We start from the raw sequence: 23,619 nt of genomic DNA on the forward strand, positions 1-23,619 counted from the left end.
CCCCGCAATGAAAGATCTTTTCTCTACAGGGAGTGCGCTGTATCAACAAGCACGTCCAAGTTATTCTGCTGAAGTCGTCGATAGCATCTTGCAGCATGTTGCCGTGCGTGAACTGGCATGGGACTGCGGTGCAGGTTCAGGTCAATTTACCAAAGGTTTAGCACCCTATTTTCAACAGGTTTTAGCGACAGATCTGAGTGCTGAACAATTGGCACACGCACACCAATTAGACAATGTGCGTTATGAGCAAGCCAGCGCAGAACATTGTCCGCTTGCAGACCATTCAGCGGATTTAATCACAGTTGCGCAAGCGATTCATTGGTTCGATTTTGCTGCCTTTTATGCAGAAGTACGACGAGTATTGAAACCCCATGGTCACATCGCCATTGTGGGCTATGGTCTGATTCAATTTGAACATGCGGAATTGAACCAGCTTTTACAGGATCTGTATTTTGTCACCTTAAAAGGCTATTGGGATGCTGAACGTCGTTACATCGACGAAGAATATCGCAGTATTCCGTTTCCATTTCAGGAGTTAGCGACACCTCAACTGTTTTTAAATTATAGGTGGAGTGCACAGCAAATTTTAGACTATTTGCAAACATGGTCTGGATTAAAACACTATCAACAGCAACATCCAACACATCAACCGTGTGCAGCTTTGAACGACTTCTTTAGCCGTCATCCGCAGCAAGAGTTTGCTTTGTCATTTCTTGTGCTATTAAGAATCGGGACCGTATAAAAAAGAAAAAGTAGCCGCAATATAGATAGATAAAGGATGAAATCTTAAGTCTAGAATGAGCAACGTGAGGTTTGAATCGGCTGTACTTTCGTGCCGTTTGTCGGGGTTAAATCTAGTTAATTGATTAATTGTTGTACAATAATAGCAGTATAAATTTTTTCAATTTTCTATTTTTAAATCTCTCGGAATGAACATGATGAATCTCCCTAAATCTGTTTCCTTTTTGGTTTTTGTTAGTGCAGCAATGACGGCTATGAGTACTTTGGCTGCGGAAAAAGCCATTACAAAAGCTGAGGATACCGAACAACAAGCTATTCAGATGCCTGCTTTAACCATTATGGCAGAGCGTGAAATGCGTGCAGAGACGGGCATTGTTGAGTATCAAGAGCAGGTGGATCGCCGTAAAGCCTTACAGCAACGGGTGATGCAACTTGAGCGCGATACGCAAAACAAAGGTGTCGATGCAACAATCGTGTCAAATGTAGATGTCTTGCCTGCCACAGCAGTGCCTGATATGTCGAATTTATCGCCTTTGATGCAGCAGCATGTTTTAGATATTGCCGCAGGTTTGCAGTCTTCTGACCCACGCAATGGTTTATATATTATGTTGCAACCCTTTGGGATAGACCGAAATTCGACCAATGTGCAAATCAGTCGTGATCAAATCAATCTCGGCAATATTGACCGTCAGTTAAATACCAATCCGATCAAGACCCCATAATCGAATACATCTCTACAGCAAATTGAAGGCGAAAATTCATGTTTTATCCATGAATTTTCGTTTTGATGACATGCGCAATTTAAGACTTTCTATATTGATGCTTTCAAATAGCCTCCTTAAAAAGCATGGCTATTTTATCGTCAATCTTCAAACTTTTGGTTAAACTGAATAAAAGGGCATTCGGAGCTCATTATGCCGCGTATCTTTGTTGTCTTAGCCAGTGCTACGGTATTGGTCTTTGGATGGATGTTTTATCAATATTCAGTACAGCAAAAAGAAGCTGTGCAACTCTCGACCTATGAAACGGTTTTGCGCGAAAAAACCGAGCAAATTTTTCAGCAAGCTCAGCACTGGGAAGAACCGATACAACTTAATGTGACAGATGCACGGCTAACGGGTGATTATAAAATCATGTCGGATTTTATTTTGAGCCAAATGCTGCAGCGTGCAGAAGCGCGAAATCAATATATTCGTGATCTTAAAGCACTGAATTGGGATAAATTTCTCGACATCGATCGCTTGTTGCAAGATAAAAAAAACCAATATCAAGAGACTGAGCAAATGCTGCAACAGGTGCATGCTGTGGTCGATGCTTATGAACAAAAAACCTCACAGCAAGAGGAAAATGGTTTAGCACAGGCCAAACAGTTGGCGGTCAAACAGGTGTTTCGTCAGCAAATTGCCCAGAGTTTAAGAGACAGTCGTGATAGTGAAGAGTCGCATGCTTTATTTGAGTTAGAAAAGCAAAGCTTGGCGAAGGCTGATGAAATTTTTGTTGTGCTGAAAGCCAATAAATGGGAAAAGAAAAATAAATTATTTATGTTCTATGAAGATGCACCTTTAAAGCAGTTTAATCAGCTTTATACAGAGATGTTAGCGCTCAATGCACAAATGGATGAGATCCGCCAAAAGAACCGTTCAGAGTTGAAACAAAAGCTTTAACTGACTGTCATCACTCTTTCAAATTTGCGCGATAAAGTGGCTTATAGCAGGGTTTTACATCATATAGAGGTCCATGCTCATGCGAGCTATTCAGATTTTTGATGATATTCAGCAGGTCTATATCGACTTTATCGCGAACCGCCAATATCCACGTTTGGAAAGTCTAAACAATTGGGGCAAGAACCGGTTTTTCTTCAGTCAGTATTTTCGCATGATTGAAGATTGGCATCTGACTGAACAGATTGTGATTGAATTTAATCAACAATTTTATAGTTTGGATACAGGGACGGCGCCTGACTTTATGGATCAAGATAAATACATGGCTTGGTTGATGGAACAATTACAAATACTAAAATAAGTCCTTCTCATTCAAATTATTCAGCACAGCTTCGAGACATGTTATGCAAGTGAAAGCCATCCTTTAGCGGATGGCTTTTTTGTTGTTATCGAGCATCATTTTGGGAACTGAGTTCCGAACTAGCATGAATAACGCAAAAAACATTGGCTTTAAAACAGTCTTTGATTGTTTAAATTGCAAATTTAATACAACTATTAATCAATAGTGTGACTTAAATCACTTAAAATACGCCGAAAATTTAAACATAAATTTTTAGCCAGCAGCCCATATCGCATAAGAAGCTGAGCTGTATTGAACTTGCAAGCATTCTAACCTTAGACCGATTGGCTTTGAATGAAAGGTTTATCGCCATTTTTAGAGACGATTTTTTTAGCGTATGAAAAAATTAATACTGCTATGGCTTGCCATATGTGCGGTTTCATTGGTGTCGATAGGCTATACCTATGAATTATTTATTAGCCCTGTTTGGGTGGTAAATGCATTCGCGGCCTATGGCATGATTTTAATGCGGAAGCATTTAAGCCACGACTTACTGATCGTGCTCTATGCTTTTAGTGCGATCTTTGTGGCCTCGCTGATGGTCGATCCCGCCAAAACTTTAGAAGATAAATTTCTCCTGTGTGCGATTTCGGCATTTCAAATTTGGGTATTTATTAAAGCCTATTTGGCACTGAGCCATTTAAAAAAGCGCCGCTTTAAACGAACCTTGATGCTAACTGTTCCGAGTATCGTGGGTGCTTTTGCAGGCAGTCTATTATTCGTGGCATGCTTTCAGATGGACAACCAATACTTTGCCTTTGTTGATTATTTTCTAGAGCAATTTGCAACAAGTTTGGCTGTGGTGTGTTTATTATTTGGTGTTCAGCGTTGGATGAATGTGCCGTGGGTGGATTATGGTTATCTGATCGTGGCACTGGCAGTGCAATATGTGATCTCAAATGATCAGATCTTCTATGCCTGCATGGTCTTGCCTTTATTGATGTGTTATTACGCGATCAAATACGACCTCAAAACTTTTTGCTGGCTGATTGGCTTAATGACGCTGATCTGTGGCTGGTATGGTGCCATGCCATTGGCTGGGGAATATTGGTCAGATGCACAAGTACATATGCTTTCGCGGATCAGTTCTTATCGTTTGGCATTGGGTATTTATCTGATCATTTTTCTGTTTATTTGTGAGCTGTATGCACGAAATAAAAGCCTTTATTTGGCTTTGCAACGTGTGAGTTTTTGCGATGAGTTGACGGGGCTGAAAAATCGCCATGCCTTTAAAGAACAAATATTTATAGAGGGTGCGGTTGATAAAGGCTGTGTCATTTTGCTCGATGTCGATAACTTTAAAAAAATTAATGACCAATATGGGCACCAAATGGGGGACTGTGTTTTGGTGCATTTGGCAAAAATCTTAAAAAATTGTAGTCCACGCGCGAGTTTTATCAGTCGCTGGGGCGGTGAAGAATTTTTAATTTTGCTCGAAGGTGCCGATTTGGAGCAGGGTAAAATGTTGTGTGAAACAATTTTGGAACGCTGCGAACATGTGCCGTTTCGAAAAGATCAATTAAGGCTAGATGTCAGCTTTAGTATGGGCTTGGCCGAGTTTCAACAGCTGAATTTGTCCAATTACTCCACGACTCTACAGCATGTCGATGCCTGCCTATATCAGGCGAAATCACAAGGGAAAAATCAGTTTGTTTATCAAAAGATTATTCCGTTGGCAGAAAGCAGTATTGCAGTCTAAATGGGCAAAAAAAAGATGCCGTGAAGGCATCTTTTTTTGCATTTAATCAACGATTAAGCTGCTTTTTTGAACCAAGAAAAGAAACCTTTTTTCTCAGCTTTAGCTGCTTCAGCTTTTTTCTCTGCACATTTTTTAGCGCAGTCTTTTTTCGCTTCAGCTTTTACTTCTTCAGTTTTAGTTTCAACAGCTTCTTTTGCATCAGTTGCTTTTTCTACAGCTGCATCTTTTGCTTCAACAGTTTTTGCAACGACAGCATCTTTAGTTGCTACAGTTTTTGCTACAGTCGCGTCTTTTGCTGCAACAGTGTTCGCAACAACAGCGTCTTTAGCCGCTACAGTTTTTGCTACAGTTGCATCTTTTGCTGCAACTGCAGTTTCTTTAGTTGCTGTTTTTTCTACAACTGCTTTTTTCATGTCAGCAGTTTTTGCTTTAGTGGTTTCTTTCACTGTTAAAGTTTTAGTTTGAGTCGCTTTTTCTGCAACAGCCACTTGAGTTTTAGCAGCATCTTTAGTTGCTTGAGCAGCAGCTACAGTTGCAGTTTTCGCTTGTGCAGCTTGAGCTTTTACAGCTTCAACAGCAGTCGCAGGTTTTTGTTCTACAGCAGTAGTTGCCATAGCAGAAGTTGTAGCAGCAACTAAAGCAACAGCTAAAGTAGTTTTGATCGCGTTCATAGTCATCACTCTATAAAACTTAGTTAAAATAAGGCATTGTAAATTTTATGCCTTATCAACAGCGCTTAGGTTATACGGCACAGAGTGAGGGATTTGATTGCGTGAATATTCCACCAATATTACAAACGGATAACATGGTGTTACGCAGAAAAACAAACAAGAACAGCGTGCATTGCACGGCATTCGAAATTTTCAATTCAAAGCTGATTTAAAATCACTATTAAATGCGTTATGGTGAATATATATTTTCACCATTGGTATGGCATAAAAATAACGTCGCATGAGGGAAAACTACAGATGCAGCAGCTTATTTGTTATAAACAGCTCCCTGTGTGGACGCAGCAGTCGATTCCACAAGGTTTTAAAAATCAGCACAATACCAAAGCAGGCACATGGGCAAAACTCACCGTGCTGCAAGGTGAAGTAAATTTTGCCATGTTAGATGCGTCTGGAAATATTCTTTCCACGCATGTATTTAGTCCAGACCAGCCACCACCGTTTATAGAACCGCAGGCGTGGCACAAGATTATCTCTGCGAGTGACGATGTGCAATGTCAGTTAAGTTTTTATTGCTTAGCACAGGATTATTTTTATAAGAAGTATCAGCTCAGCCCAACACATTCAGAGATTTTGGCAGCAACACCATATTTGCAAGGTGGTCGAGCTTTGGATGTCGGCTGTGGGCAGGGGCGTAATTCGCTGTACTTAAGTCAGCTGTCTGAGCAGCGTTTTGAGGTGGATGCATGGGATGTGAACCCACACAGTTTGTACAAGCTGCAAGAGGTAATCGCTGCGGAAGGCATTGAAAATATTCATGTGCAGCAGCGTGATCTAAACGCTGACCCAAGCATTACAGGTACATACGACTTTATTTGCTGTACCGTGGTGATGATGTTTTTAGAGGCCAATACAGTGAAGCCGCTGATTCAGCAGATGCAGCAAGCCACAAATATCAATGGCTATAACCTGATTGTTTGCGCAATGGATACACCTGATCTCCCTGCGCAGCCTGACTTTCCATTTAGCTTTAAAGGAGGGGAGTTAAGTGCGTTGTATGAAGGCTGGAACATTGTGAAATACAATGAAAATGTCGGTGAGCTGCATCGGGTGGATGCTAATGGAAAGCGGATTAAACAGCATTTTGCGACCTTGTTGGCGCAGAAAATTTAAGCCTAGAATTGTAGAATGTTGAGTTGAAGAGTTGGGGATCAACTCAACACTTACTTTACTTAATACTGAAAAAATGGGATCCAGTTTTTGAGCTATTCAGGCTGTATGTGTACTTAGAAAATTCAACCAATTGAATATGATCATACTCTGATTTAAGGCTGATAAATAAAGCCTAAAGCTTTTAAAGGCAATTGAATGATGTCGATTGTGAGTGCTAAAGGCAATAGTGGTAATTCTGCCAATTTTTCCTGCCCTGACTTTTTGACATAGCCACTTTGGTCTTCGTAATGCTGGATACGGATCTTATATGGATGGCTTAAGGGCTTTAAATCTGCGGCATTCGCAACTTTTGGGTAAACCGTACCTGCAATTTCTAAGTTAAAGAGATGATCTTGCTGTTCTGCCTTTGAACAATCACATGGTGCTACGCCATATTGGTTGAATAATGCCCTTTCCGTAGGACTTAGTGTTCCATTGGGAGGCGCATAATAAAATTTAAAGCTTCCGCTAAATTTAGTGCTGTTCGGGCTCGGAGAATTAAAGTCAAGTTCTCGATGGAGACGAATATATTGTGGATTGAGTTGGCTAATCAGTTGAATAAAATCAGCACCGCCTTTATTGATCACATAGCTGTATTTATTGCCTGCGACTACGATGCTATCGATTGGTTCATTGGGTATTGCTTTAGCGGGTTTGCCAAATGCGATCACATCATCTTCAAGGATTGTTCTCCATGCATATTTTGTTTCGTATTTTTGAAACAGATCACGGGAGAGTTCACCGATTTGATTATTTGTAACGCAAGCTGTAAGAAAAATAAAAGTGCTTAGGCAGCTCATCTTTAAGAGGTAGTGAAGTCGTTTATTTATCATTATTATGCATATTTAAGTTTTGGTTCAGGCCTTACCATAATTCAAAAATCGCTGAAAATCGAGAATTAACGTATTAACTTTAAAAATATGCTGAGGCGTTTTTACGGTTTGTTTAGCACGGTTTATTGCTGAAGATTTTTGAACAAAATTTATTGCACTATGAAATTTCCCTCTCCTTTTAAGGAGACTTGCGCAGAATACCGCTCAGGGAGAGGATTTATATGAAAAATTTCCCCTCATCCTCTTGTGGTGCATGCTGCTCACCCCAGAGGGAGAAGGGGCTTCTAGTATTATTCATGCGAGTTTAGTTAACAAATAAAAAACCCCGCATTAAGCGGGGTTTCTTTTATCTCAGTATTTAACTAAACATTAAACACGTTCGATAATGGTCGCGATACCTTGACCTAGACCAATACACATTGTCGCAAGACCGATTTGTGTATCTTGCTGTTCCATGACGTTCAGCAAAGTCGTTGTGATACGCGCACCAGAACAACCTAATGGGTGACCCAATGCAATCGCACCACCGTTCAAGTTCACACGGTCTTGTTGGTCATAAATGCCTAAGCCTTTAAGAACAGACAAACCTTGTGCTGCGAATGCTTCGTTCAATTCAAACGTTTGAATATCAGCAATTGACAAGCCAGCACGTTTAAGCGCTTTTTGAGTTGCTGGTACAGGACCATAACCCATGATCGCAGCGTCACAGCCTGCAACTGCCATAGAGCGAATTACAGCACGTGGCTTAAGACCTAAAGCTTGAGCACGTTCAGCAGACATCAGCAACATTGCAGAAGCACCATCAGACAATGCTGAAGATGTTGCAGCAGTTACTGTACCGCCTTTCGGATCGAATACTGGACGTAACGATTGGAACGCTTCAAGGTTTGCATCAGGACGAATCACTTCATCGATATCGCACAGAATTTTGAAGCCATTTGCATCGTGACCTTCAACGCCCACGATTTCATTTTTGAAACGACCTTCTTGTGTTGCAGCCCAAGCACGGCGGTGTGATTCAACACCAAACGCATCTTGTTCTTCACGCGATATACCGTTCATACGACCTAACATTTCAGCCGTTAAGCCCATCATGTTAGACGCTTTTGCATAATGCTTAGACGCTTCTGGGTTGATGTCGATGCCGTGCATCATGCCAACGTGACCCATGTGCTCTACACCACCAATGATGAAGATATCACCTTGGTTGGTTGCAATTTGCGCAGCCGCTGTGTGGATTGCTTGCATAGAAGAACCACAAAGACGGTTCACTGTTTGACCTGCAACAGTCTTTGGAAGATCAGCCAATAACGCAATGTTACGACCAATGTTCATACCTTGCTCTAGGGTTTGGTTTACACAGCCCCAGATTACGTCTTCAACTTCATTGGTATCAAACTGGTTACGAGCAACAAGCGCGCGTACTAATTCAGCAGATAAGCTGTCAGCACGTACGTTACGGAACATACCATTTTTGGTTTTACCCATTGCTGAACGTACGCCATCAACGATGACAACGTCACGTGGATTTAAAGTAGCCATTCACGTTGCTCCTTAACCGTAGAATTTTTTGTTGTTTGCAGCCATGTCACGCAACATTTGTGGCGCTTCATAAGCCTTACCTAAATACGCATATTTGTCGCAAAGCGCTACGTATTCAGCGACACCTGTTTGGTCGATGTAACGGCATGGACCACCACGGAATGGAGGGAAACCTACACCCATGATCATCGCCATATCTGCTTCAGCAGCAGTCGCTACGATATTGTCTTCTAGGCAACGAACAGTTTCGTTACAGAACGTCAGCATCATACGGTCAATGATTTCTTGAGCGTCAAATTCACGTTTTTCCGCAGTTGCAACAGAAGCCACAAGTTCGTAAGCCACTGGATCAACCACTTTGGCTTTCTTACCTTTACGGTCAAGTTCGTATTTGTAGAAACCAACGTCATTCTTTTGACCAAGACGTTTGTTTTCGTACATGGTTAAAGTTGCGCCTTTGTAGTCTGGCTTCATGCGGTCAGGGAAACCTTCTGCCATTACTTCCGCACCGTGTACGCCTGTGTCGATACCCACAACGTCGATGAGGTAAGCAGGACCCATTGGCCAGCCGAATTTTTCCATGACTTTGTCGACTTGTTGGAAGTCAGCACCGTCTTTCAATAGAAGGTCAAATGCACCAAAGTAAGGGAACAATACGCGGTTCACCAAGAAGCCTGGGCAGTCGTTAACCACGATTGGTGTTTTACCCATTTTCTGAGCAAGAACCACAGTCGTTGCGATTGCCTCAGCAGATGTTTTCTCACCACGGATCACTTCAACCAATGGCATCATGTGAACTGGGTTAAAGAAGTGCATACCTACGAAGTTTTCAGGACGCTCTAGGTTTTCAGCCAAACGTGTGATTGAAATGGTTGATGTGTTCGAAGCAATGATCGTGTTTTCACGAACATTCTTCTCAGTTTCAGCAAGTACGATACCCTTAACTTTAGGGTTCTCTGTAACTGCTTCAATCACGATGTCCACTTCTTTAAACTCGTCATAGCTTAAAGTCGGACGGATGCGCGCAAGAGTTTCACCCATTTTCGCCGCAGTCATTTTTTTGCGATCAACTTGTTTAGTCAACAATTTGTTCGCTTCAGACATACCTAACGCCAATTGTGGGTTACCAATGTCTTTCATGATGATTGGTGTGCCTTTGCTTGCCGCTTGGTAAGCAATACCACCACCCATGATACCCGCGCCTAATACAGCGGCTTGGTTGACAGGGTGAGCACCTTTTTCATATTTCTTCGAAGTTTTCTTCACAATTTGGTCGTTAAGGAATAAACCAATTAACGCACCTGCTTGTGGAGTTACAGCCGCTTTAGCAAAACCTTGCGCTTCGATTTTCAATGCTTCATCACGTGGAAGGCTTGCACCTGCTTGTAATGAGTCTAGAAGAAGTTTTGGCGCTGGGTATTGAGCAGGATTTGCTTTTGCAAGCACTGCACCTTTCGCTGTATTGAATGCCATCATTTGTTCAAGCATGTTCAATTTAACAGGATCTAATTTTTCTTGGCGTTTTGCTTTCCAGTCTACACGGCCAGCAATTGCTTGTTTCACAAGGTCAATTGCAGCGTCTTGTAGTTTGTCTACAGCAACAACTGCATCAACAGCACCGTCTTTGAGCGCAGCAGCTGGCTTTTTCGGTGCAGCCATTGCCATCCATTCAACCGCATTGTCGATACCAATCACGCGGCTTAAACGAACCGTACCACCAAAACCAGGGTAGATACCCAGTTTGATTTCTGGAAGGCCAACTTGTGCAGCATCTGACATCACACGATAGTCACACACTAAGCACATTTCAAAACCGCCGCCCAATGCCATACCATTGATTGCAGCAACTTTAGGAACGTTTAGATCTTCAAACGCATTGAAGATGTCGTGAACAGGCAATGCCCAATCCACAATCGCTTGTTCGCCTTGAGCGAAGTTGTCACCGAATTCAGTGATATCTGCACCCACGATAAATGTAGATTTACCTGAAGTAACGATTAAACCTTTGATGTCACCGTTTGCTTTAACAGCGTCAATTGCAGCTTTAAAATCTTCAATTGTTGCGCGGTTAAATTTGTTGACCGACTCACCTTGTAAGTCAAAGCGGAATTCTGCAATTCCGTCCGAAAGCATTTGGACGGTAATGGCATTGCCAGCGTGGATCATGCCTGATCTCCTTTATTTTGGAGGACTTCTAAGTTGATGTTGTGAAGCGAGTACGCGGTTCCTGCGTACACTTTATGCCTCGCTAATCTTACGATAACTATATCTAAAAAGAACATAACAAGTTGTATCAAGCCGTGACGCTAGGGTCATCAAAATTTCTTTTGGAAATAGCCTTTGGATCTGCCTTTAAACGCTATCGCTCTGATTAAATATGTTGAAGCTTATGTTTCAGTTCACATTTTTTTATAAATGTAAGCTATAGATTGAGATGCAAAAGAAAAATTCAAGAAAAAAGCAAGTGTATTTTTCGGCAGAATGGTCAATTCACTTTTAACATTGTCATCCATCTTTGCTGAGACACAGTGTTCTATGCTGCTTATTTAGGCATCACTGAGCACTATGCTATACTCGCCGCGTTCTCAAAAAAGTTAATTTTTCATTAAGCACAATGCTTATTAGCACCAGGTCCTCATATGATTAAGTGGATTATCCTGGCGGTCTTTGTCATTTCTGCGTTTTATATCCAGCAACGCGGTAAAGTCCGTCATTCATTTTATCGTCAGTTTTTTGATCATTCGACATTGCTCGCACCGATCAATTTTCTCATGTACATGTTTTCAAAAGTGCCGAGTCAACCCTATATCGACACGCAGCATTTTAAAGATTTAAAAGTCTTAGATGAAAACTGGGAAATGATTCGTGATGAAGCCAAGGCCTTGTATGAAAAAGGGGGCATCAAAGCATCGAGTACTTATGATGATCTTGGATTTAACTCGTTCTTTAAAACAGGTTGGAAACGCTTTTATTTAAAATGGTATGACTCAGCCCATCCTTCGGCTGCTGAACTTTGCCCAAAAACTACGGCTTTATTAAAAAACCTACCCACCATTAAAGCTGCGATGTTTACCGAGTTGGCGCCCGACAGTCGTTTAGTCCGTCATCGAGATCCCTATGCCGGTTCATTGCGTTATCACTTGGGCTTATTGACGCCCAATGACGACCGCTGTTTTATTGATGTCGATGGTCAGCGGTACTCATGGCGTGACGGCGAGAGTGTGGTGTTTGATGAAACCTATATTCACTATGCTGAAAATAAAACGGATCAGAACCGGATCATTTTCTTTGCAGACGTTGAACGGCCATTAAAGTCGAAGTGGATGGAAGCTTTTAACCATTGGTTTGGTAAAAATGTTATGACTGCTGCAAGTTCACCCAATGAAAGCGGTGATAAAACGGGTGGTTTAAATAAAGTGTTTGGCTATGTCTATCAAATTCGCATAAAAGCCAAAGCCTTGAAAAAAACCAATCGTTCACTGTATTACTTTTTAAAGTGGTTCCTGATGTTGGGGCTGTTTTTCCTGATTTTTGTACGTCCATATTTATTTTAAAAGTAGAATAAATATTGAAAAAATGCGCCCTTAGGGGCGTTTTTTTATGCTGACAGTCAGCGAAATATCAGTTATCGTGCAAGCAGAATAAAAATAATCATGCAGAGCAAATCAGCCAAAAGCAGAAATAGCGTTAGCCAGAATAAGCCAGAACCAGAATAAGCCAGAAAAAGTGAGCCAATAGACGAGGAATATGATGTTGACGTCCAAACTTAAGCCCATGCAAAACCGTTGAGCTGAAAGAAAAGTGTCATCATCAATGATAGCCAAAACCCAAGGGTGAAAACGGTGGAAGCTTTGCATGCAGGCATGAAGACCTACTGCATAGAAACCCTGTGTAAACGCCTGAAGGGATTGATTTGGCGGGAAGGGGATCCGATTCATGAAAGCAACCAACCAAACATTGATGCATCAAATGCATATTTCGATGCAAGATATAGAACGACGTAAACAGTTGCTTGGCTTGACTGATTTAGAGCTGGCGGAACTGGCTTCGATTGGTGGAATTGTGGCGCCGATCCTCGACAGTATGGTCGATGAATTTTATGAAAATCAGACCTCAATTCCAGAAATTGCAACATTGATTGGTGATCTTGATACCTTGAAGCGTTTGCAACGCGCGCAGCACCAATATTTATTGGACTTATTTTCGGGACGCTATGACAGCGCTTATGTGAATAACCGTTTACGGATTGGTTTGGTTCATAAGCGTATAGGTGTAGAGCCGAAATTGTATCTCTCTGCGGTGCATACCCTAAAGACTATGTTGTTCCGCTTAATTCAGCGTACCTTTAATGATACGGAACAGTATCAGCGGATTATTAACACCTTGGAAAAGCTCTTTATGTTCGACACTACATTGGTGGTGGAAACCTATGTATGGAGTTTGATTAATGAGGTGAAGATCTCCCGTGAAAAAATGGAACAGTATGCGCATGCGCTAGAGTTTCGTGCACAAGAAATGGAAGAACTTTCACAGCGCGATCCATTAACAGGACTGTTAAATGTCCGGCATTTATCGACCTTATTGACCAGTATTTTATATACCGCACAGCGTAATCATGAACCCGTAACAGTAGTGTTTATTGATATCAATGATTTTAAAAAGATCAATGATGAACAAGGTCATCCACGTGGAGATCAGGTACTACAAACGGTTGCTGCGGCCATAAAGTCGGTTGCACGTTTAGATGATCATTGCTTCCGTTATGGCGGAGACGAATTTTGTTTGGTCTTGCCTGGTTGCAGTGAAAAGCATGTGGAAGGGAGTTTTATCCCGCGTTTATTAGAAGCGGTGGCTGAAATGGAAGCAGGCTTAAGTTTAAGTATTGGGCTGTGCCAAACAGACCATCAGCAAGGCTATGTAGATGCCATGAGCTTGGTACAACAAGCCGATGCTAAAATGTATCAAGAGAAAAAGAATTATAAACGTTTGCAGGAACCACCCTTGCCGTAAGAAGCGTGATTCGAGCGTAAAGAACGCCAAAAATAACAATAGATGAATAGCGGTACTTGAGCGAAATGGTTCTCCATATTCTTGAAAATAATGTGATAAATACGCTTATTTCCTGCAAAAATAAAAGCTGAAATAGCAGATGCATCCTGCAAAATCTTGTATAGAATAAAAGCAGTTGATGGGGGATAAGATGCAAGTTTTTCGTTCAAAAAAAGATTGGTGGGTGGTGGCATTTATTGTTTGTATGAGCGGTTTACTCATTCAATTATTACTCACCATGCAAGCCAAAGGTACGATGCAGCAATATCCTCTTCATACCGCGGTGTATATTTTGACGGTGTTACTGCTGTGGTGGCCAATACTCAATACACGTTATCAAATTTCCGCTACAGAATTAAACATCCGTAGCATGTTTCTACGTTGGCAGATTCCTTTGCAGGATATCCAACGCATCAGTGCAAGTCAGGATTTGTCTGCGGCACCTGCGCTTTCCATTAAACGTTTAAAAATTGAATATCTTCGAGATGGCAAAACCAAATTTGTCATGGTTTCAACGAAAGATCCGCAAGCTTTTGCTAAAGCGATTGGTGTTCCAATCCAATAAATATAAGAATGCTGAATAAAGGTATGTGAGCATGCCTTTTAAAGACCAGTGAATTATTTAATAATAACCAATTGTCCAAGTTGTGCATCTAGGTGTATTTTAGTTTGTTCGGGATGATTCAAAAAATACACCGCCAAAATAGGCTCAAGCTCGACCCGCATTTTTCGTGCTAAATGTCGTGCGCCATAACGAATATCATGGTTCTGATAAAAATGTGCTTTGGCTGCATCTGTGAGTTTGATACTGCGTTTTTGATGTTGTAGGCGTTGATTAAGTTTTTCCAGTTCAATCTCCACCAAACGGGGCAAGGCATCATCTTGAACGGGTTGATATTGCAGTACACGGTCAATACGGTTAATAAATTCAGGGTCGAATTTACGTTGCATGACTTTTTCAATAATGCTACTGACCGGCACGCGTTTGAGAAAAACCTTCTGTATTTTTTCGGGTAAAAAATTTAACTTATCTAGATATTGCTGTGCCGCTTGTGCACCGACATTGCTGGTCATAAAGATCATACAATTACGAAAGTCGATTGTTTTTGTACCCGAGGTTAGGGTTAATTTTCCGCTATCTAGCACATTCATTAAGCCGCGAAGCACTTCGGTTGACGCTTTTTCCAGTTCATCAAAAAGCACGATGCCCGGTCGGGTATGACTACCTGCAATGGAAACTTCATCAAATAAACTATGGCCTTCTTTAGAACCGACATAGCCCGGAGGCGCACCAGTAATGGCAGCCGCATAATGTTCCTGTGCGAGCGTGTTCATATCAATACGGCAAAAGGCATCAGGTCGGCCATAAATCACTTCACTGATTAAACGCACAGTTTCGGTTTTACCAACACCTGTCGGTCCAAGCATTAAGGTTACGGAGAGCGGTCGTTCAGGACTGGAAAAATCAGCCTTGACCACATGCAGCATTTTTTCAATTTCGTCTAATGCTGCTTCTTGTCCAATGATCCGTTGCTTTAAGCGTTGCATAACGTCATGCGGTTCAAAATGAAAACGCGGCTTACCCATCAAACGGTTTTTTTCAGCAGTGCTCTGCGTCGAAGTTGTCGGGTGTACGACATGGATGGCGGGATTGGCGTTCGTCATGCATCATGTTCCTAAAGCGTGATGTTTCGAGCATAGCAAATTTAGAATTTTGCATTAATAGCTTTTAGCAATCAGATCATTGCTATGAGCAACAATAAATTTGCGGGATTGCTTGAAAATGTAGGTAAAAGCATCACATCATGTCAAAGAGCAATATCGAAGACGGAACAAGGCAAAAGTGAACGAAAACGCACGCGAACATATTGAAAAAATTCTTGCCAATATGACGACTCTACCCGGTGTTTACCGCATGCTGGGTAAAGATGGTGAGTTGCTGTACGTGGGTAAAGCAAAGAATTTAAAAAATCGTGTGTCGAGTTATTTTGTGAAAACCATTGAGCATCCCAAGACGCAGGCTTTGGTTGCCCGTATTTATGATATTGAAAGTTTGGTGGTGCGTTCTGAAACGGAAGCCCTATTGCTCGAACAAAACCTGATTAAGTTGCATCGTCCGCCGTATAACATCATGCTGCGTGATGATAAGTCTTATGTTTATATTTTTATCTCTGCCGATAAACCCTATCCACGAATTGCCGCAGGACGTGGGAAAGGTAAGCATCAAGCTGGTAAGTTTTTTGGGCCTTATCCGAGTGCTTATAACGCGCGTGATACTTTGGTGGTGCTGCAAAAACTGTTTAATGTGCGTCAGTGTGAAAATAGCTATTTTTCGCAGCGCAAACGACCATGCTTGCAATACCAAATTAAACGCTGTTCCGCGCCTTGTGTGGGTTTGATCTCACCCGAAGATTACAAAGAAGATGTCAATAACTCGATTCGGTTTTTACAAGGCGACACTAAAGAGCTTAATCAAGAGCTGATTGGGAAAATGGAAGCTGCGGCCGAAGCACTCGAGTTTGAAAAGGCGGTTTTTTATCGTGATCGTATGGCGCTGCTGCGTGATGTGCAAACTCAGCAAGCGATTTATAAAGTCAAAGGCGAGGCAGATATCATTGCCATTGCTTATCAAGCCGGTGTGACCTGTGTGCAAATCATGCATGTGCGCAATGGCAAAATGCTCGGCGGAAAGAGTTATTTCCCTGATATGCAGGGTGATGATCTAGGTCAAATGCTCTCGGACTTCATTGCCAATTTCTACTTTCAAGTTGCAGATGAGATTCCAACTGAACTCATCATCAATGTCGATATTCCAGATCGCAAAGACATGGAAGATGCACTACATCAGCACTTTGATAAAAAAATTCAAATCAAACATAAAGTGCGAGAAACTCGTGCCGAATGGCAAGAATTGGCACAGATGAATGTGCAGCATGCAATTAAAGGTAAACTGGCTGACCATTTTGAATTGAATGAGCGCTTTCATCAGTTAGAGCAAGTCGTTGGGCGACCAATTGACAGTATTGAGTGTTTTGATATTTCTCACACTATGGGGGAGGCAACTATCGCGTCTTGTGTGGTCTTTGATGCTGGCGGTGCAAGAAAGCGCGACTATCGCCAATTTTCCATCAATGACATTACCGAAGGCGATGATTATGCTGCCATGCGTCAAGCACTGACCCGCCGCTATAAAAAGCATATGTTGCCCGATTTGCTATTAATTGACGGAGGCAAAGGTCAATTACACATGGCGATGGAAGTCATGCAGGAGCTCGAGCTCGATGCCTTTATGGTCGGGGTGTCCAAAGGTGAGGGGCGTAAACCAGGTTTGGAAACTTTGCACTTTACCGATGGTGAAAAAATTCAATTGCCCGAAGACCATAAAGCCCTGCATTTGATTCAACAGGTTCGTGATGAAGCCCACCGCTTTGCTATTACCAAACACCGAGCGAAACGAGATAAAAAGCGTGGCTCATCGGTACTTGAGGTGATTCCGGGCTTAGGGCCAAAACGTCGTCGGGATCTGTTGACCCATTTTGGTGGCATTCAGGGGGTACTCAAAGCTTCGGAAAATGATTTAAAACTTGTACCGGGATTAGGCGATGTGATGGCGCGCACCATTTATAAAATCCTGCATGAATAGAGCGAACTAGCCCCAATCGTTGACGCATCAAGTCTGAATTTGCCAAAATGATCATTGACGCATGAGTCACTGATCATTCACATCATTCGATTTTTATACAATGATATAAAAATCAAAAATATGATCAGGGATGATGATGTCACTCGCACAGTTGTATCAACATATTGAACACAATGAATGGGTTGAGATCCCAGAAGGATGGTTGCAAGGACGTACGATCTATGGCGGCTTAGTGGCTGGCATGATGATGCACAAAGCCGTTGCCATCATTGCAGATCCGCAGCGACGTTTACTCAGTTGTAATGTGACCTTTGTTGGGCCAGTACAATTGGCGCCCGTGCGTTTAAGTGCGGAAATTTTAAGACAGGGCAAATCCGTCACCACCATTGAAGTTCGACTTTGGCAAGATGATGCCGTACAAAGCATTTTATTGGCGAGCTTTGGTGTTCCACGTGAATCAAGCATTGTCGTCAATCAGGAGCGTCAAGCACCCGTTTTTCCTGAAGTGAGCAGCTTAAAGATAGCCGAACATCATCCACTTGCACCACAGTGCTTTCAGCAAATGGATTTGGCCTGGGTAGATGGGCAGTATCCGTGTACTGCAAGCAAAAAGCCTGACTTTAGTGGTTGGATGCGTTTTAATCCAGAACGCCATGATAACCGTAAGATGACCGTCGCTGATTTGCTGGTCTCGATGGATATGTGGCCGCCCGGTGTACTGCCTATGTACAAAACCATGGCACCTGCTAGTTCTTTAACGTGGACATTGACCTATGTACATCTCTTGCAATCAAACTTACATAATTGGTTTAAATATAAAGTATTTACCGACTATGCCGCGGATGGCTACGCTACAGAATATGCTCATTTATGGGATGAAAATGACCAGTTGATTGCGATTGCGCGACAGACTGTTACGGTGTTTGCCTAGTGACACTGCGGGGCATTTCGTATAAAGTGAGTGCAACTAACGATGGATAAATCCTCAAATTATTTTGCATTTTCATCGTGCATGAGGGGAAAACTGGGGTGTCTATGACAACAGGTCGAATCCTGAATATTCCTAATATTTTAACATTGGCACGAATTGCTTTAATTCCTGTGTTTTTGTTGGTGGCGTACTGGCCACCTGCAATGGGCGTGGGTGAACATGCTGCCAGCATGTCACGTCATATATTGCTGACTGCTATTTTTGTGATCGCAGCTGTCACTGACTGGTTTGATGGCTACCTTGCAAGAACTTTAAATCAAACTTCAGCATTTGGACGTTTTCTCGATCCTGTTGCAGATAAATTGATGGTTGCAACAGCGTTGATCGTTTTGGTGCAATGGCAACCGACCATTTCGATGGCCTTTGCAGCGATTGTGATTATTTCTCGTGAAATCACGGTGTCTGCGCTTCGTGAATGGATGGCTGAATTAGGCGCGCGTACCAGTGTTGCGGTTTCAACCGTTGGTAAATATAAAACAGCATTCCAGATGATTGCGATTTCAGTATTTTTGCTGAATTGGCAGCCCCTAGAAATGTTGGCGTATGGATTGCTCTATACAGCTGTTGTTTTAACGCTATGGTCGATGTTTATTTATTTGAAAGCCGCATGGCCGTATTTAAAACAACCTTGATTTAAAAGTAAGTTATTAAAAGCTCCGTTATCGGGGCTTTTTTATTGCCGAGCTTTTAAAAAAATTGAGGGTATGTCTAGTTTGAACAGCGCTTCATTTGATTAGAGCTTGACGTTAAATGTGAGACGTTGGCGCAAATTTTGGATAAAAAAATTCCCAGATTTTGGGGGAAATCTGGGAAGGAAAATCGGGGTTACTTATCGCTATTATGGAAGATGTTTCCATCTCCTTGATTGCTATTATAGGAAAGCAGATTTAGAAATACATGGAGTTTCTTGTAGTGTAATGTTGTGTTTTATTGAGAAATGTATCACAAATTTACATTAATAATTTTTGATACAAATTGGCCAATAACTTTGGTAGGTTTTGTTTGGATTTAAACAATAAAAATCGATATATGTAATGATAAAAATACAATTAACATTATTTAAATAATAAATTCATTTATTTAAGTTTAAATAAAATTGATCAATGGATAAAAGATTTTCCAGCAATGATGAAGATCATTTCTGAATGAAAGCTTACACAGACGTCATCTTGGTTTTGCGGAAATTGCAGTGCTCCGAAGCAAAAAAAAGAGTCCTTTCAGACTTTATTTTGAAATTACGCACTTCGCTTGTCTTGCGTAATTTTTAGAGCAATAAAAAAGAATCCCCAAGATTGGAGATTCTTTTCAATTCAACCCTACGTGCAGCATAGCTGCTTGTCTTGCGGCGTGGCAGAGTATAAAAATAGGAGCCCCTTTGGACTCTTTCATGACATTTGAAACTACGCGCTTCGCTTGTCTTGCGTAAAACTTAAAGCAACGCTTTAAGTTTTACTCAGGCTTTAGGCCTTCGGCTTTTTCTAAAGATTCATCATTGCTGAAGAATTTTTCACGTTGCTCTTCAAGGAACTTTTTCGCGTCAGCTTCAAACACGTTTAAACGTTTTTCATTGATCAACGTCGTTTGGTGTTTTAGCCATTCTTGCCAAGCTTGTTTAGATACCGTATCAAACAATTCTTGTCCTTTCGCACCCGGGAATGGTGCAAAGTCTAAACCTTCCATTTCAGCCTGATATTTACGGCAAAACACTTGTCGAGACATATCAATACTCCATTTAACTTGAAAAAGTTATGCGTAAAGTTTTTCTAAACGTGCATGCGCGCGTTCAATTGCTGTTTCAACTTGAGCAGGTGCAGTACCACCAATGTGGTTACGTGCATTGACAGATGCTTCAAGTGTTAATGCTTTTTCGAAGACATCGGCTTGAATCAAGTCAGAGAACTGTTGAAGTTGCTCAAGGGTTAATTCTGAAAGATCTTTGCCTTCTTGAACACCGAGAGCAACTGCTTTACCCACAATCTCATGTGCATCACGGAATGCCACGCCATTTTTAACGAGGTAGTCGGCAAGGTCAGTTGCAGTTGAGAAGCCACGCAGCGCTGCTTCACGCATGATGTCAATGTTTGGCACTAGTGCAGGAATCATATCGGCAAATGCCATGAGTGAGCCACGAACAGTATCGATTGCATCGAATAGTGGTTCTTTATCTTCTTGGTTGTCTTTGTTGTATGCCAATGGTTGACCTTTCATCAGGGTCAATAGGCTCATCAAGTCACCATATACACGGCCAGTTTTACCACGGATCAACTCAGGAACGTCTGGGTTTTTCTTTTGCGGCATGATTGAAGAGCCAGTGCAGAAACGGTCAGGAATGTTCACAAATTTGAACTGAGCCGATGTCCAAAGAATCATTTCTTCTGACATACGTGATAAATGCATCATGATGAGTGATGCTGCAGCATTGAATTCAATACCAAAATCACGGTCAGATACAGCGTCTAAAGAGTTTTCAGCGACAGCTTCGAAACCTAGTAGTTCTGCAGTGAATGCACGGTCGATTGGGTAGGTTGTTCCAGCAAGTGCAGCAGAACCTAAAGGCATACGGTTGGTCCGTTTACGGCAGTCAATTAAACGCTCTGAGTCACGTACTAACATTTCAAACCATGCCATTAAATGGTGACCAAAAGTCACTGGCTGTGCAGTTTGTAAATGCGTGAAGCCCGGCATGATGGTATTGGTATTTTTCGCCGCTAAGCCTAGGATGCCTTTTTGTAATTTTTTCAATAATTCTAAAATCGCATCGATTTCGTCGCGAACATACAGACGGATATCGGTTGCAACTTGGTCATTACGACTACGACCGGTGTGTAGTTTTTTACCTGTAATACCGATACGTTGAGTCAAGCGTGACTCAATATTCATGTGCACATCTTCTAGGTCAATGCGCCATTCGAAGTTACCCGCTTCAATTTCTGCTTTAATGGTGTTTAAGCCATTAATAATATCGTCACGCTCTTGTTCAGTTAGAACGCCAACTTTTGCAAGCATGGTTGCATGTGCAATTGAACCTGCAATATCTTGTTTATAAAAGCGTTGGTCAAACTGTACAGATGCTGTAAATTCAGCAACAAAAGCGTCAGTAGCTTCGGAAAAACGACCGCCCCACATGCCTGAAGTTTGGGCTTGTGACGGATTTGAGGAATTAGAAGATGTGGTCATGTCGGCTCAATAAGATAAAAAGCATAGAACTGAGCAAGAGTATAGCAAATTCGAACCCAGTTGCCGAAGGGCAAGTTGATCAAACTTTTAGACAAGGTTTAGGTCTATGACAATTTCTGTATTTTCAGGAAAAATGGGCCGTTGGCACTATCTGTGGGAGCTGTTTCTTGCGGGCAATATTGTGGCTTTGGTCTTGGCCTTGGCCCAAGCTCAATCGTGGCATGTTTTAAGTTTTTCCAGTGTCATGCAGCATGTGTTGTTTATTAACTGGATTTTATTGGCATTTGCTGCATTTTCAGAGCTATTGCAGAGTAAGACGCGTGGTTTAAGCATGAAAATGCTCATGTTTGGCGGGTTTGTTTTATTGCAAGCTTTGGTGCTGTTCACTACCATAACTTTAAATGTTTTGATCTATTTTGGTGAAAATTTCAGTTTAGCTGGTTTGAGTGCAGACGTTTTAACTGCTGGTGTGGTTTTAAATCTGAGCTATGGGGTGTTGCTTGGGGCATTTTGTTTTCGATATTTATATTTAAGAGAACAGTGGGGTCGACAACATCATAGTGAATTAAACTCACGCATTCAGGCTATGCAAGCTCGGATTCATCCACATTTTTTATTTAATAGCTTAAACAATGTGATTAGCTTGATTGCGATTGACCCAGATAAAGCGGAGCAAATGCTACTGAATTTATCTCGATTGTTCCGTGCAAGTTTTCAAGAATTGAAGTTGGTAAGTCTCAAAGATGAGATCGATCTGTGTCAGCGTTATTTGGCCATTGAACAAATGCGTTTAGGTGATCGGCTTAAGGTGGAGTGGAAACTAGAAGGTATTGAACAATACGCTCAAGTACAAATTCCACTATTAACTTTACAACCTTTATTAGAAAATAGTATTTTTCATGGAGTTGAAAAGATTTTGACAAAGAGTACGATAAATATATTGATTGAAATATTACAAAATCAAATTAATATCGTTATTACAAATCCCTATACACAGGATACAATTAAATTACGTCAGGGGAATGGTATTGCCATCGAAAACGTGAAACAGAGACTTGAGGCATATTATGGTCAGCATGTCACTTTTCAAACCTACGCAGGCGAGGGAATGTATACGACTGTGGTGCAATATCAATATAAATAGAAATCTCAGTTGACCAATAAAAATAAATGACGTTAACGAGATAAGGAGGAGAAATGGACATCCTAATCTGTGATGATGAGCCTCTAGCAGTAGAGCGATTGTCACGTTTAGTCACTCAACTTGGACATCAAGTGGTTGCGAAAGCTTCACATGGTCAACAAGCGATTGACTTGGCTCAAAGCCTCGAGCCTGATGTCATCTTACTAGATATACAAATGCCTGAAATGGATGGGTTGACTTGCGCGAAATTGTTGCGTGAATTAGACCCCATGCCCGCTATTATTTTTTGTACTGCATATGATCATCATGCACTTGATGCATTTAAATCGAATGCAGAGGGATATTTACTAAAACCGGTTATGCAACAGGAATTGCAGCAGGTTTTAGATCATTTAACTAAATTAACCCAAGCTCAATTGAGCACGATAAAACAAAAAGAAAATATGGACGAAATTAAAATCAGCCGCCATCAAATCGCGGCAAAGACCTATCGTGGTGTAGAGTTGGTACCTGTGGAAAATATTTACTATTTTCTTGCAGATCAGAAATATGTCACTGTTCGGCACAAAAATGGCAGCGTACTCATTGATGAAACGCTGAAAGATTTAGAGCATGAATTTGGTGATCGTTTTATACGCATTCATCGCAATGCCTTGGTGTCTGTGAGCTTTTTAGATGGTTTAGAGGTTGTAAGCTCAGGGCAATATCAAGTGCGTTGTCGAGATTTAGACGAGCGCTTGGCGGTCAGCCGTCGGCATTTACCGAATTTACGCGAGCGAATACAAAAATTATAGGGCAAGGGTTGAAGCACATTGCGAATTAAGCTTGCATTTTCAACTGAGCAAGTTAAGTTTAGAAT

The 23,619-nt window shown here is 41.6% G+C and carries 21 protein-coding genes and 1 pseudogene; 14 read left to right on the plus strand and 8 right to left on the minus strand.

Features of this window, described 5'->3' with window-relative positions; genetic code table 11:
* Positions 1–7 precede the first annotated feature (7 nt).
* The 5 genes from FTU02_RS07505 to FTU02_RS07525 all read left to right on the plus strand — a co-directional run bounded on the left by FTU02_RS07505 (position 8) and on the right by FTU02_RS07525 (position 4,501).
* Complete coding sequence (locus FTU02_RS07505) at positions 8–742, plus strand: class I SAM-dependent methyltransferase (protein ID WP_180156542.1); 735 nt, start codon at positions 8–10, stop codon at positions 740–742.
* Positions 743–935: 193 nt separating this feature from the next.
* A complete protein-coding gene (locus FTU02_RS07510) occupies positions 936–1,463 on the plus strand; it encodes a hypothetical protein (RefSeq protein ID WP_233944666.1) in 528 nt (175 codons plus the stop codon).
* Positions 1,464–1,655: 192 nt separating this feature from the next.
* Entirely contained in the window at positions 1,656–2,405 is a 750-nt protein-coding gene (locus FTU02_RS07515; RefSeq protein WP_180156545.1) for a hypothetical protein, read from the plus strand.
* Between the two features lie 79 nt (positions 2,406–2,484).
* Entirely contained in the window at positions 2,485–2,763 is a 279-nt protein-coding gene (locus FTU02_RS07520) for a hypothetical protein (RefSeq protein WP_078190480.1), read from the plus strand.
* A 376-nt stretch (positions 2,764–3,139) separates the two neighbouring features.
* Complete coding sequence (locus FTU02_RS07525) at positions 3,140–4,501, plus strand: GGDEF domain-containing protein (protein WP_180156547.1); 1,362 nt, start codon at positions 3,140–3,142, stop codon at positions 4,499–4,501.
* A gap of 53 nt (positions 4,502–4,554) precedes the next feature.
* On the opposite strand, the gene FTU02_RS07530 is transcribed toward FTU02_RS07525, so the two are convergent.
* On the minus strand, positions 4,555–5,172 hold the full coding sequence (locus FTU02_RS07530) for a hypothetical protein (RefSeq protein WP_180156549.1): 618 nt from the start codon (positions 5,170–5,172) through the stop codon (positions 4,555–4,557).
* 297 nt (positions 5,173–5,469) lie between these two features.
* On the opposite strand from FTU02_RS07530, the gene tehB reads away from it, so the two are divergent.
* Positions 5,470–6,342, plus strand: a complete 873-nt coding sequence (gene tehB / locus FTU02_RS07535; protein ID WP_180156551.1) for an SAM-dependent methyltransferase TehB — start codon at positions 5,470–5,472, stop codon at positions 6,340–6,342.
* A gap of 152 nt (positions 6,343–6,494) precedes the next feature.
* Here tehB and FTU02_RS07540 read toward each other — a convergent pair whose 3' ends face one another.
* The 3 genes from FTU02_RS07540 to fadB form a co-directional block, all read right to left on the minus strand.
* On the minus strand, positions 6,495–7,214 hold the full coding sequence (locus tag FTU02_RS07540; RefSeq protein ID WP_180156553.1) for a hypothetical protein: 720 nt from the start codon (positions 7,212–7,214) through the stop codon (positions 6,495–6,497).
* 369 nt (positions 7,215–7,583) lie between these two features.
* Positions 7,584–8,756 carry an acetyl-CoA C-acyltransferase FadA gene (fadA, locus tag FTU02_RS07545; protein WP_180059364.1) on the minus strand — a complete coding sequence of 391 codons (1,173 nt, stop codon included), beginning with the start codon at positions 8,754–8,756 and terminating at the stop codon, positions 7,584–7,586.
* A gap of 12 nt (positions 8,757–8,768) precedes the next feature.
* Positions 8,769–10,922 (minus strand): fatty acid oxidation complex subunit alpha FadB, encoded by a 2,154-nt coding sequence (gene fadB / locus FTU02_RS07550; RefSeq protein ID WP_180156555.1) that lies wholly within the window; start codon positions 10,920–10,922, stop codon positions 8,769–8,771.
* Positions 10,923–11,395: 473 nt separating this feature from the next.
* On the opposite strand from fadB, the gene lpxO reads away from it, so the two are divergent.
* Positions 11,396–12,310, plus strand: a complete 915-nt coding sequence (lpxO, locus tag FTU02_RS07555) for a lipid A hydroxylase LpxO (RefSeq protein WP_078190472.1) — start codon at positions 11,396–11,398, stop codon at positions 12,308–12,310.
* A gap of 111 nt (positions 12,311–12,421) precedes the next feature.
* Here lpxO and FTU02_RS07560 read toward each other — a convergent pair whose 3' ends face one another.
* Positions 12,422–12,694 carry a hypothetical protein gene (locus FTU02_RS07560; RefSeq protein WP_180156558.1) on the minus strand — a complete coding sequence of 91 codons (273 nt, stop codon included), beginning with the start codon at positions 12,692–12,694 and terminating at the stop codon, positions 12,422–12,424.
* On the opposite strand from FTU02_RS07560, the gene FTU02_RS07565 reads away from it, so the two are divergent.
* Both FTU02_RS07565 and FTU02_RS07570 read left to right on the plus strand, forming a co-directional pair.
* Positions 12,693–13,766 (plus strand): diguanylate cyclase domain-containing protein, encoded by a 1,074-nt coding sequence (locus tag FTU02_RS07565; protein ID WP_180156560.1) that lies wholly within the window; start codon positions 12,693–12,695, stop codon positions 13,764–13,766. The genes FTU02_RS07560 and FTU02_RS07565 overlap by 2 nt on opposite strands.
* Positions 13,767–13,956: 190 nt before the next feature.
* Positions 13,957–14,370, plus strand: coding sequence for a PH domain-containing protein (locus FTU02_RS07570; protein WP_180156563.1), 414 nt, complete (start codon positions 13,957–13,959; stop codon positions 14,368–14,370).
* Positions 14,371–14,423: 53 nt separating this feature from the next.
* On the opposite strand, the gene FTU02_RS07575 is transcribed toward FTU02_RS07570, so the two are convergent.
* The gene (locus FTU02_RS07575) at positions 14,424–15,470 is read right to left on the minus strand and encodes an AAA family ATPase (RefSeq protein WP_180156565.1); all 1,047 of its coding nucleotides are present in this window, start codon (positions 15,468–15,470) and stop codon (positions 14,424–14,426) included.
* 178 nt (positions 15,471–15,648) lie between these two features.
* On the opposite strand from FTU02_RS07575, the gene uvrC reads away from it, so the two are divergent.
* The 3 genes from uvrC (at position 15,649) to pgsA (ending at position 19,071) form a co-directional block, all read left to right on the plus strand.
* Positions 15,649–17,448, plus strand: coding sequence for an excinuclease ABC subunit UvrC (uvrC, locus tag FTU02_RS07580; protein ID WP_078193131.1), 1,800 nt, complete (start codon positions 15,649–15,651; stop codon positions 17,446–17,448).
* Positions 17,449–17,584: 136 nt separating this feature from the next.
* A complete protein-coding gene (locus tag FTU02_RS07585) occupies positions 17,585–18,379 on the plus strand; it encodes a thioesterase family protein (protein WP_180156641.1) in 795 nt (264 codons plus the stop codon).
* 104 nt (positions 18,380–18,483) lie between these two features.
* A complete protein-coding gene (pgsA, locus tag FTU02_RS07590; RefSeq protein ID WP_180007017.1) occupies positions 18,484–19,071 on the plus strand; it encodes a CDP-diacylglycerol--glycerol-3-phosphate 3-phosphatidyltransferase in 588 nt (195 codons plus the stop codon).
* A gap of 817 nt (positions 19,072–19,888) precedes the next feature.
* Here the strand turns inward: pgsA and FTU02_RS07595 are convergent.
* Both FTU02_RS07595 and argH read right to left on the minus strand, forming a co-directional pair.
* Positions 19,889–20,158 carry an oxidative damage protection protein gene (locus FTU02_RS07595; RefSeq protein ID WP_078190466.1) on the minus strand — a complete coding sequence of 90 codons (270 nt, stop codon included), beginning with the start codon at positions 20,156–20,158 and terminating at the stop codon, positions 19,889–19,891.
* A gap of 27 nt (positions 20,159–20,185) precedes the next feature.
* Positions 20,186–21,616, minus strand: a complete 1,431-nt coding sequence (gene argH, locus FTU02_RS07600; RefSeq protein ID WP_180156567.1) for an argininosuccinate lyase — start codon at positions 21,614–21,616, stop codon at positions 20,186–20,188.
* On the opposite strand from argH, the pseudogene FTU02_RS07605 reads away from it, so the two are divergent.
* Both FTU02_RS07605 and FTU02_RS07610 read left to right on the plus strand, forming a co-directional pair.
* Positions 21,607–22,760 (plus strand): annotated as a pseudogene (locus tag FTU02_RS07605) (sensor histidine kinase). The gene argH and the pseudogene FTU02_RS07605 sit on opposite strands and share 10 nt — an antisense overlap.
* A 53-nt stretch (positions 22,761–22,813) precedes the next feature.
* A complete protein-coding gene (locus FTU02_RS07610) occupies positions 22,814–23,554 on the plus strand; it encodes a LytTR family DNA-binding domain-containing protein (RefSeq protein ID WP_111886003.1) in 741 nt (246 codons plus the stop codon).
* Positions 23,555–23,619: the final 65 nt, after the last annotated feature.

Origin of the sequence: Acinetobacter sp. YH12045, assembly GCF_013419925.1 — a bacterium.
GTDB classification, from domain to species: Bacteria; Pseudomonadota; Gammaproteobacteria; order Pseudomonadales; family Moraxellaceae; genus Acinetobacter; species Acinetobacter amyesii.

Coding starts and splice junctions, on each gene's coding strand:
- pgsA (WP_180007017.1), top strand. CDS start 18,484: ATGACAACAGGTCGAATCCTGAATATTCCTAATATTTTAACATTGGCA.
- argH (WP_180156567.1), bottom strand. CDS start 21,616: ATGACCACATCTTCTAATTCCTCAAATCCGTCACAAGCCCAAACTTCA.
- FTU02_RS07520 (WP_078190480.1), top strand. CDS start 2,485: ATGCGAGCTATTCAGATTTTTGATGATATTCAGCAGGTCTATATCGAC.
- FTU02_RS07525 (WP_180156547.1), top strand. CDS start 3,140: ATGAAAAAATTAATACTGCTATGGCTTGCCATATGTGCGGTTTCATTG.
- FTU02_RS07540 (WP_180156553.1), bottom strand. CDS start 7,214: ATGATAAATAAACGACTTCACTACCTCTTAAAGATGAGCTGCCTAAGC.
- lpxO (WP_078190472.1), top strand. CDS start 11,396: ATGATTAAGTGGATTATCCTGGCGGTCTTTGTCATTTCTGCGTTTTAT.
- FTU02_RS07570 (WP_180156563.1), top strand. CDS start 13,957: ATGCAAGTTTTTCGTTCAAAAAAAGATTGGTGGGTGGTGGCATTTATT.
- tehB (WP_180156551.1), top strand. CDS start 5,470: ATGCAGCAGCTTATTTGTTATAAACAGCTCCCTGTGTGGACGCAGCAG.
- FTU02_RS07575 (WP_180156565.1), bottom strand. CDS start 15,470: ATGACGAACGCCAATCCCGCCATCCATGTCGTACACCCGACAACTTCG.
- FTU02_RS07595 (WP_078190466.1), bottom strand. CDS start 20,158: ATGTCTCGACAAGTGTTTTGCCGTAAATATCAGGCTGAAATGGAAGGT.
- FTU02_RS07505 (WP_180156542.1), top strand. CDS start 8: ATGAAAGATCTTTTCTCTACAGGGAGTGCGCTGTATCAACAAGCACGT.
- FTU02_RS07585 (WP_180156641.1), top strand. CDS start 17,585: ATGTCACTCGCACAGTTGTATCAACATATTGAACACAATGAATGGGTT.
- FTU02_RS07530 (WP_180156549.1), bottom strand. CDS start 5,172: ATGAACGCGATCAAAACTACTTTAGCTGTTGCTTTAGTTGCTGCTACA.
- fadB (WP_180156555.1), bottom strand. CDS start 10,922: ATGATCCACGCTGGCAATGCCATTACCGTCCAAATGCTTTCGGACGGA.
- fadA (WP_180059364.1), bottom strand. CDS start 8,756: ATGGCTACTTTAAATCCACGTGACGTTGTCATCGTTGATGGCGTACGT.
- FTU02_RS07510 (WP_233944666.1), top strand. CDS start 936: ATGATGAATCTCCCTAAATCTGTTTCCTTTTTGGTTTTTGTTAGTGCA.
- FTU02_RS07610 (WP_111886003.1), top strand. CDS start 22,814: ATGGACATCCTAATCTGTGATGATGAGCCTCTAGCAGTAGAGCGATTG.
- FTU02_RS07565 (WP_180156560.1), top strand. CDS start 12,693: ATGAAAGCAACCAACCAAACATTGATGCATCAAATGCATATTTCGATG.
- FTU02_RS07560 (WP_180156558.1), bottom strand. CDS start 12,694: ATGAATCGGATCCCCTTCCCGCCAAATCAATCCCTTCAGGCGTTTACA.
- FTU02_RS07515 (WP_180156545.1), top strand. CDS start 1,656: ATGCCGCGTATCTTTGTTGTCTTAGCCAGTGCTACGGTATTGGTCTTT.